Here is an 8,351-nt window from a genome sequence, read left to right as displayed (position 1 = left end):
ATCCTTAGACCTAATTAATCATCGACCATTAAAAACGCTTGATCATCATACTGCCATTGAGTTTTTCAATCGGTGTTCGAATTAAAGTTGTAATTTGCCAATTGAAAATCATGGCAACTTATTGTACATTTAGACTACAGACACACAGGTGTCGATCAGAAATGATCTTAAGGCGACAGGACTTCGGGTCCTAGGGAACTTCTTTAGTGAAGTTCCCTTTTTTTTGCGTTTAATGCCCTCCTTGATTCGCTAATCTGTCTCTCAAAAATGTCGGATTGCACTGGCAAAACACCCTTTGATGCAAACTGTCAAAACGAGAGATACAATGACGCAATATGCTACAATCGACATAAGATAATTATTGGGAGGCTTCCGCCATGAATGTGCGCACCATCAGTCAGTATCAAATTAACGTTAGCGATCCACAACGTGCTTGGCGTTTTTATCACGAGGTCTTCGACATGCCTGACGATGTCCTACCTGATGGCACTGAAACAGTCACAGTAGCTGGTAAACCACTGACTTTCATTATTGTGCCTAAACATGAAGCCCACAAAGATGTTGCCCAACCAGATTTCATTCTTCACGCTCATGACCGGATCAAGGATGTTATCAGTCACTTACAAAATTACTGGGTACCCATTATCGCTGGACCGACACCGGATGGCGATCTTCAAGCCATTTATATTAACGATTTTGAAGGCAATTTAATCGAAATTTTGGAGCGCGCCAAGTAGAATTGAGTTAGTAAAGTTGCCGTTCATTGTTCGTCACTCGCGATAAGGAGGAACGTATTTATGAAACCAGTTAAACACGATTACCATCGCTTATTCAAACCACGTCGATTCGGATGGGGATATGATTTTAACACTCGCAGTAAGGGTGGGCGTATGCTAGCTCGCGCAACCACAATCGCCTTTGTACTTTACATGGCCATTAGTATTCGCCACGGTAAGTGGGCTGAAGATCACCAAAAGTAAGTTTGACTGATAGCTGTTATGTTAATCGTCAGACCGACAGCTTTGATACGCGTTTAAATGTTATTACGATTTCTAAAGTAATCCTTTGTGGTAAAATATGTGTGTAGATAAAAGGCTATCGGTGCTGGTACACTGATAGCCCCTCAGTTGCCGCTTTAAGAGCGGTGGCCCGTTTTCGAAGTTTAATTCAAATAGCACAAATTAAGCCTTCTCCGCTGGTCAAAGTTTACGAGGGCTTTTTTTGCGCCATCATTACATAAGTAATGAAATGATTTGGATAATCACAACCAATGAGCGGTTGCTGGTTCACCCTCCTTATCCGCTTAACGCCTAATCAAATCGCTTTTCTTCTCTGTTTACAAAAAAGCATCAAGACTAAAATGTCTTGATGCTTTTACTATATAAGGAGAGTGAAGGATTTGAACCCCCGCGCCACGAGTGACCTAACATTCAAAAGAACATTTCTCTTCAACCAGACTTGAGTAACTCTCCACAACAGTTAATAACTTATCACAATATTATTATTGTTGGCAAATTCTATAATTAATCCGAACAAAAAAAAAAAAGGCCCAAAGCAATCTCTTACAATGATAGTAGTTAATCCCAACCAGCTATAAGGAGTGATTACTTTGGGTACTTCTACTTTATCACGTTCAGCTCCTAAAAGATGGGTTTGTGGTAAACACCATTTTAAAGGAAGCTGATCTTTTTTGTCCGAACAGCGTTCGGATTAATTTTACAATCTATCATAACATTAAATTCATCTTTGCCGAACTAAATTTACCTGACTTCATTCGTGAACAGCAAGACACCATTCGGAAGATCCAGGAAAATATTGCTAAGGAAGACGCGGCCCTCGTTGAGTACCCTGACAGTAAGTCGCATAAAACTAAAAAAGCTCAGTTTGAAAAACAAATCGCACCACATGAAAAACACATCAAAATTGCTGAGGACTTACGTGCGCAATATGGTGACGTTGCGGTACCCGCAGGCGCAATGTTTATCATCCAACCTCAAGAAATTGCGTATGACTTTAGCTTTACCAATGAAGATTTCAAGATTTTCTTGGCACCCTATGTGATTCAAGATCACATGTTAACCATGGGTGTGCAAAAACACATCACAAACTATAATTTCTACAACGTTACCGGTACCTTCGACGGTCACGATGGTGTTCTGCGTTTCAAACAAGGCTTTGAAGGGTCAACCTTTGAAACAGTCGGCGTTTTTGAGCGACCTGTTCGACCAGTGTTATATAAGTGCATCACTACCCTGCAACACGTTCTTGGTCGCGACTAATCTCGTCAGACAAAAAAGTCACCAGTCACAATTAATTTCGCAAGTATCTTAGCGAAACACTGTGACTGGTGACTTTTTTGTATTATTTTCTTTCATTTGCAGCATCAGAGTTGTCGTCATCCGCCAACTCTGCAGCCTTTGGTGCCCGCACCTTAACAGGGTGTTCCAAATCATTATCCCACCACTGTGCGGCGCCATCTGGTGACACGACGAGTTGCAGGGTGCTACCTGCTGGGTATTCATAGATGCCAAACACGGCCGGTTGCATCTGTAAAATCAGGTTGAAATCAATCGGCGTCATCTCCGTACTCAGCGGATCTGTATCATTCTCCGCGAAGAATCGCCAGCCGTTATCGGCATCTGCGACAGAGTCTTCACGAATCGCATACTTCAACGGCCCTTTACCCTGTAAAATCGTGTTGGATACCAAACTGGCACCCGCGTTTTTCAATGGTTTCGCAACAATATCATGTTCATTATCTGCCACGTGACTTCCCCCTAAAAATGCGTTTCGGCATTACTCTTTCCACCAGTATACGCATTCCGCCAGCAAAGTTACAGTGACTTTCAAATGACAGTTTAGTGACCCTTAACGACAGCCACGTCATCACCAGCGTCGACATTCTTCACAGCATCTACCTGAACATCATCTACATGATCCATGTTGGTCACGACAACCATCGTCGTGGCATGTTTGCCAGCATCCCGAATAGCTTGAATATCTGCGTCCAAGACAGGCTGACCGGCTGTTAATTCATCACCGACTGTTGCCAACACTTCAAATGGTTTGCCATCCAGTTCAACGGTGTTGATGCCCACGTGAACCAGAATCTCTAGACCACTAGCCGTCGTAACACCAAACGCATGCTTGGTTGGGAAAACCATCGTCAGTTTGCCAGCCACCGGACTAACAATCGTATTCGCACTTGGCTCAACGGCATACCCGTCGCCCAGTACCTTACCGGCAAACGTATCATCCGCCACATCACTCAGTTTGACCAACCGGCCTGTCGCAACTGCCGCAAACGTGGTCGTGGTTGTCGCTGCATCATCCGTTGGCGTTAGTACATCGACCGCGTTACCAGCGGGTTCATCCACACCAGCCGTCGCAACCGCTGGCACTTCACCACGATAGATGGATTCCAGTGCGTCTTCCACAAACTGAACTTCGGTGCCAACGATAATCTGCACGTTGTGTTTGTCCAAAACGTTAACCGCTGGCACCCCAGCAGCTTTAATCGCTGGCTGATCAATCTTGCCAGTGTCGTTTAGCTTCCAACGTAATCGCGTCGTACAGTTACCCATTTGCTGAATATTATCTTTACCGCCAATGGCTGCCCAGATACGGCGGCCTTGACGAAGGTACTTGTCATCTGTGGCGCCATCCACGTCGATTGCGTCATCATCGGCCAACGCAACGTCGTCTTCACGACCTGGTGTCTTTAAATCAAAGCGTTTAATCGCAAAATCAAAACCAAAGTAGTAAATGCCAGCCATCACAATCCCCTGAACAAGCAACATTAATGGCAGATGTGCTAGTGGCATCCGTGTACTTAACAAGAAGTCCACAAATCCTGCACTAAAGGAAAAGCCAGCAGTCCAGTGCATTGCCGCCGCAAACGCCAAGGATAACCCAGTGAAAATAGCGTGCAATACATACAATGGCCAGGCAACAAACATAAACGAGAACTCTAATGGTTCGCTGACACCGGTGAAGAAGGAAGCAAACGCCCCCGCCAACATCAACGAACCCGTCTTCTTTTTGTTCTGCGGTTTGGCATTCCGGTAAATTGCGTAAGCACCAGCTGGTAAACCAAACATCATGACGGGGAAGAACCCGGCCATGTACATCCCGGTCACACCCTTAACACCAGTGCCAGCGAGCCACTTACCCATGTCGTTGATTCCGGCAACGTTGAACCAGAATACAGCATTCAGCGCATGATGTAGCCCCGTTGGAATCAGCAGTCGATTGAAGAAACCATATAGTCCAGCACCGACCCAACCAAGCTTAGCAATCGATGTCCCAAACAACACGAGTGCGCCATAAACGGCTGGCCATACAAACAACATCACCAGCGTCACAACCAGCATTGTCACGGCTGCCAGAATCGGGACACACCGTTTGCCCGAGAAGAAGGATAAGGCCATCGGCAATTTAGTTTCATGGAAGCGGTTATAAAGTGCGGCGGCGATTAGTCCCGCAATAATTCCAATCAGCACATTATTATGAATCGCTGTAAACGCCGGATTCACAGCACTCACCTTCATATGCAGCAACGTCGCCAATTGCGTTGGGTTTAACATATAATCCGGTACAATGTAGGCGACCAAACCAGCTACTGCGGCCGCGCCGTCTTGTCGTTCCGACATTCCTAATGCCAGACCAATCGCAAACAGTAACGCCAAATTATCCAAAATTGCGGTTCCACCGTTAACCAGGAACACACCGACAGTTGTTTTACCGCCAAGCCAGTTTCCAATCCCAATCAACAGCGCTGCAGCGGGCAGCGTGGCGACCGGCAACATCAATGACCGGCCAATTCGCTAAAAGTAATCCTTCATGTTCATCGCACTCCCATATCAATTCTCTAAATTCGTTTTATACCAATGTGAATAGTTTACATTTACAGAATTGATATGCAAGCGTTCAAACGTCTGCATTGACCTATACCAGTCTTCAAACTCCAACTGTACCAATTGTTTTCAGCAGCGAAAACTTTTTCAACTTTTTTCTTTCAATCCAATTTTGCTTTCACAGTTTTAAAATGGCATAACAAAAGCGTAATCGGTGTCTATACCAATTACGCTTTTCACGTCACTGAAATCGCTTTTTCAATTTGTATTGGCAGCCTTAATCAACCAATGTCTGCCAATCACGCGCATAAATGAATCCCATCGCTTTCTCACCCGTATGAACCCCGATCAGCGGTCCAATAATACTACTTTCAAACGTTACCTCGGGGAACTCATCTTTGGCCGTTGTCAGCCACTGTGCCTTCAGTTCAGGGTTATTCGCATCCACGATACTGACACGCATTGGATAGCCTGCATCAGCCACGATTTGTTTAAAACTCGTCTGAATCGTCTGAAAGGCGCGCTTCATTTGCCGTTCACGGCCAGTTGCTACAATCTTACCTTCTGGTGTAAACGCCAGCATCGGTTTGATCTGCAACATGGTTCCGATCAGCGATTGACCGTTGGAAATTCGCCCAGTGCGCATCAAGTGACGCATGTCGTTCACCACAAACATCACCTTTGTGGTTTCACGTAGCTTAGCCAGTCGCGAAAAAATCTGTGAGACGCTAAGTCCCTTTTCAGCCAACGCGGCAGCTAATAGCACCTGGTTACCAGCGCCGGAACAGGCAATCCGTGAGTCCCACACATGCACGTCAATAGTCTTAACTGTTGGCGCATACGCTTCAACGTTAGAGATAAAACCCGAGATACCGCTGGATAGACCAACGATAATGGCCGTGTCATAACCGTCGGCCACCACTTGATCCAGCACACGTTGCACTTCACCATTTGAGGCTTGTGATGTCGTTGGTGTCACATGCTCCGTTTTCAACATCGCGTAGAACTTGGCCGAATCCAGATCCACGTTTTCGTGATAAACATGGTTGCCGAACAACACTGGATCATTAATAACATAAATGTGATAACGGTCGAAATCGGTCTGACTGATATAAGCCGAACTATCCGTTAGAACTGCAATTTTCATTGTTTCTCCCAACTTTGCATGAAGTATTACTTTCAGTATACTGCAATTCGATTTTTCAAGTCTTTCAAACACCTGTCAGTTATTAGTTCAATTTCATACCAACCACTGCTGCCAGTACGCCGCAGAGAAGTGAAAATATCCCATACCAAACAGCCAGTCTTAAACGTTGATCACGTGCTAACAACACAATTTCGTTTGCCATCGTTGAAAACGTGGTGAAGCCGCCAAGCACCCCAGCACCAACCAGCACCTTTATGCCAGTATTCAAACCACTGCTCATCACCCAGCCCAGCATGAAACTGCCGCTAACATTGATGAGAAATGTCGGCCACGGGAATCGTGATGGCACGCGACCACTGTGTTGTAGACGCCAGTGTGAAATTAGTTGGGCAATCTGCATGACAAGATATCGCACTGTCGCACCAATTGCCGCACCGCCACCAGCCAACACTACCGAAGTCCAGTTAAACATTATCATCACCATCCATTCGGTCGCCTAGCAAACGATCTGCCAGGCGCTGACCACTCCACGCGGCTAACCCCCCGCCGCCAATGGAAAGGAGGACATAAATAACCGGGATCACAATCTGACCAGCATCAAGCAGCTTCACGATTTCCAACGAAAAACTCGAAAATGTCGTAAAGGCGCCAATCATACCAGTCCCGAGCCCTAAGATAATCTGGCTAGGCAACGCAAACCGATTTGCCACCCAAAAGTTGATCATGGCGAGCAAGAACGCCCCGACAATGTTGATACAGATGGTGGTGCCGAACCAATTCGTTGAAAACGGCCACCACAGTTCTAGCGTTTCGCGTAAGGCACCACCAATAAACGCAAAGCCGGCAACTGCTAGGATTCGTTTGTACATACCACACTCATTCCTTTAATTCGAATATCATTTCAGATTACTGATATCGATGCGATTTAGCAAGTTTATGAATGCAAAAAGAAGTATAAACCTTCAGTACAAAGTCGTCGAAAAATGGCACACAATTGGCCGGCAATCAGTTCGTCTTTGGATATCAGCTATTCCTTAACCTAACGGACATGTGGGCTTGGATTACATTTCTCGAAACATTGCGCATAACGCGTGTTGGGAAACTATCTCATCGCCGACGCTGGGTACGGTTCATAAGCTAATTACGTCTTTGTTGCCGATTAACTTCCTGACTAAACACTGTTGATTACGTATGGCACGATGCTCAAGGGAAACGGGCACAAGTGCGTTCTTATGATTGTAAAGTGATGAGCTGGATTATCATGATAAAGATGGCTAGTATCTCGATTTCAAAGGTATACATCCCAACTTTTAAAAATACGTCATGCGAAAAGAAAAGTAGGGCTTTACACTTAAATTCCATCTCTATCTCCCTTAAATCTTCAATAAAAGCCAACAATCGATCGTTGATTCACTAATAAAAAATGGATGTTGAATCAGTTTTTGACCATCTGAAGGTTTATTTACACTTCACCAGATTCACGGTCAGAGAAAAAAGACCACGATTAGAAATCTTCGTAATTTCCGAGTCCTGATCTTTTTATCTGTGTTTTATCACAGCTTCATTTCAAACCATTGCTACCAATCAAAAGACTGTTTTTAGACTATTCTCAAATGCCTTACTATCAGTATCGCGATTGTGATTCCCAAAACGGGAAGATATGATATCAAAAAAATTCGGCTTCGAATTGCTTTAAGCCAACGATTCTGCATATCAGCGCGCATGTCGAAATCAATGGAAGCAGCCTTTGACTGACGAACGGTGTCGAATAGATCACGATATGCTCGCTCTAAACCTAGGTAATAGCTATCCATCAGCCAAAATATGCAAACAACACCTGCAATCACCACCAATAAAGGGTCATTGCCGCTTGTAGCATACAGCGTGTATAATCCTGTAAAAATTGTGACTGCCCACCCACGAGTTAAGAATGAGTTAGAAGACATTCGAGAAATTGTAGTCTGGATCATCGTGAGATGTTCTCGTCGATCTTGCCTGAATTGATTCATTTCAGTTTCCGTTTGGGAGTCAGACATGATAAGTCCCCCCGCGCTTGATTGCATCTTCAATCCAGCCTTCAATATTTTGCCGAATAACTGTGTACGGCGTCTGCCACGATGATTTTGGGTCATATATCGGAATTATTGTATCTAAGCTTTTTTTATTCAGTCCTTCACCAATAGACCATCTTGAAAAGGGATTTTTTCCTTTACGCGCCGTCTGCCCTTGAAGATTCCGAATCCGATCAATATATGGTAGATTGCAAATTTAATCCGAATTTTTGGACAAATTTGTCAGCATAACCTGATACGGTGTTTGCCAGTCGAGTATTTTAAGCGGTCGCTGGT

The 8,351-nt window shown here is 44.7% G+C and carries 9 protein-coding genes and 1 tRNA gene; 3 read left to right on the top strand and 7 right to left on the bottom strand.

Features of this window, described 5'->3' with window-relative positions; translation table 11 throughout:
* Positions 1 to 377 precede the first annotated feature (377 nt).
* Positions 378 to 737 carry a VOC family protein gene (locus GB992_RS07305; protein WP_161001850.1) on the top strand — a complete coding sequence of 120 codons (360 nt, stop codon included), beginning with the start codon at positions 378 to 380 and terminating at the stop codon, positions 735 to 737.
* A 60-nt stretch (positions 738 to 797) separates the two neighbouring features.
* Positions 798 to 980: a hypothetical protein gene (locus GB992_RS07300; protein WP_161001849.1), complete on the top strand. Its 183-nt coding sequence runs from the start codon at positions 798 to 800 to the stop codon at positions 978 to 980.
* 404 nt (positions 981 to 1,384) lie between these two features.
* On the opposite strand, the gene GB992_RS07295 is transcribed toward GB992_RS07300, so the two are convergent.
* A tRNA-Lys gene (locus GB992_RS07295) sits at positions 1,385 to 1,472 on the bottom strand.
* A gap of 183 nt (positions 1,473 to 1,655) precedes the next feature.
* Here GB992_RS07295 and GB992_RS07290 point away from each other — a divergent pair.
* Positions 1,656 to 2,279: a peptidoglycan bridge formation glycyltransferase FemA/FemB family protein gene (locus GB992_RS07290; RefSeq protein WP_161001848.1), complete on the top strand. Its 624-nt coding sequence runs from the start codon at positions 1,656 to 1,658 to the stop codon at positions 2,277 to 2,279.
* A gap of 82 nt (positions 2,280 to 2,361) precedes the next feature.
* On the opposite strand, the gene GB992_RS07285 is transcribed toward GB992_RS07290, so the two are convergent.
* From GB992_RS07285 to GB992_RS07260, 6 genes are all read right to left on the bottom strand, one after another.
* Positions 2,362 to 2,766, bottom strand: coding sequence for an immunity protein Imm33 domain-containing protein (locus GB992_RS07285; protein ID WP_161001847.1), 405 nt, complete (start codon positions 2,764 to 2,766; stop codon positions 2,362 to 2,364).
* Between the two features lie 92 nt (positions 2,767 to 2,858).
* The gene (nagE, locus tag GB992_RS07280) at positions 2,859 to 4,823 is read right to left on the bottom strand and encodes an N-acetylglucosamine-specific PTS transporter subunit IIBC (protein WP_347877376.1); all 1,965 of its coding nucleotides are present in this window, start codon (positions 4,821 to 4,823) and stop codon (positions 2,859 to 2,861) included.
* A gap of 310 nt (positions 4,824 to 5,133) precedes the next feature.
* Positions 5,134 to 6,003, bottom strand: a complete 870-nt coding sequence (locus GB992_RS07275) for a DegV family protein (protein ID WP_161001846.1) — start codon at positions 6,001 to 6,003, stop codon at positions 5,134 to 5,136.
* Between the two features lie 82 nt (positions 6,004 to 6,085).
* Positions 6,086 to 6,475 carry a fluoride efflux transporter FluC gene (locus GB992_RS07270; RefSeq protein WP_161001845.1) on the bottom strand — a complete coding sequence of 130 codons (390 nt, stop codon included), beginning with the start codon at positions 6,473 to 6,475 and terminating at the stop codon, positions 6,086 to 6,088.
* A complete protein-coding gene (locus tag GB992_RS07265) occupies positions 6,468 to 6,872 on the bottom strand; it encodes a fluoride efflux transporter FluC (RefSeq protein WP_161001844.1) in 405 nt (134 codons plus the stop codon). Before GB992_RS07265 ends, GB992_RS07270 begins: the two co-directional genes overlap by 8 nt.
* A gap of 729 nt (positions 6,873 to 7,601) precedes the next feature.
* A complete protein-coding gene (locus GB992_RS07260; RefSeq protein ID WP_161001843.1) occupies positions 7,602 to 8,039 on the bottom strand; it encodes a hypothetical protein in 438 nt (145 codons plus the stop codon).
* Positions 8,040 to 8,351 lie beyond the last annotated feature (312 nt).

Origin of the sequence: Furfurilactobacillus milii, from assembly GCF_009863985.1 — a bacterium.
GTDB classification, from domain to species: domain Bacteria; phylum Bacillota; class Bacilli; order Lactobacillales; family Lactobacillaceae; genus Furfurilactobacillus; species Furfurilactobacillus milii_A.
Note: the sequence above shows the minus strand (reverse complement) of the source record. Positions and strands in the feature narration are given on the sequence as shown.

Excerpts from the sequence above, each read along its gene's own strand:
- GB992_RS07270 (WP_161001845.1), bottom strand. The coding sequence starts at position 6,475 with ATGTTTAACTGGACTTCGGTAGTGTTGGCTGGTGGCGGTGCGGCAATT.
- GB992_RS07265 (WP_161001844.1), bottom strand. The coding sequence starts at position 6,872 with ATGTACAAACGAATCCTAGCAGTTGCCGGCTTTGCGTTTATTGGTGGT.
- GB992_RS07300 (WP_161001849.1), top strand. The coding sequence starts at position 798 with ATGAAACCAGTTAAACACGATTACCATCGCTTATTCAAACCACGTCGA.
- GB992_RS07275 (WP_161001846.1), bottom strand. The coding sequence starts at position 6,003 with ATGAAAATTGCAGTTCTAACGGATAGTTCGGCTTATATCAGTCAGACC.
- GB992_RS07305 (WP_161001850.1), top strand. The coding sequence starts at position 378 with ATGAATGTGCGCACCATCAGTCAGTATCAAATTAACGTTAGCGATCCA.
- GB992_RS07260 (WP_161001843.1), bottom strand. The coding sequence starts at position 8,039 with ATGTCTGACTCCCAAACGGAAACTGAAATGAATCAATTCAGGCAAGAT.